Origin of the sequence: Stenotrophomonas sp. SrG (genome assembly GCF_050031795.1) — a bacterium.
Taxonomy (GTDB): domain Bacteria; phylum Pseudomonadota; class Gammaproteobacteria; order Xanthomonadales; family Xanthomonadaceae; genus Stenotrophomonas; species Stenotrophomonas rhizophila_A.
Window position 1 is genome coordinate 1 of the sequence record NZ_JBNBBE010001439.1, and the last position, 234, is coordinate 234.

A 234-nucleotide genomic window follows, 5' to 3' on the forward strand; every position below is an offset into this window, starting at 1 on the left:
CTGGCTGTGCGCGATCAGGTTCGTATCGGACGGGCCGGGGTTGTAGCCACAGCCGTCCATGTTGTCGCTGGGCGGCATGTCGCTGTACTTCATTTCCGAGGTGACATTGCCGCCCAGCACCTGGGCATAGAACGCCATGGCTTCGTGGGTCTGGCCATTGAAGCCAACAAACGGAATAAGTTTCATGGGAATCTCCTGAAAAGCACGGGGGTGGGTCAGTCGGCCTGGCCGATC

The 234-nt window shown here is 59.4% G+C and carries 1 pseudogene; it reads right to left on the reverse strand.

Annotation, left to right across the window (positions count from 1 at the left end):
• Nucleotides 1-186, reverse strand: a pseudogene (locus tag ACQG3P_RS24160) (VOC family protein); the annotation flags it as partial.
• Nucleotides 187-234 lie beyond the last annotated feature (48 nt).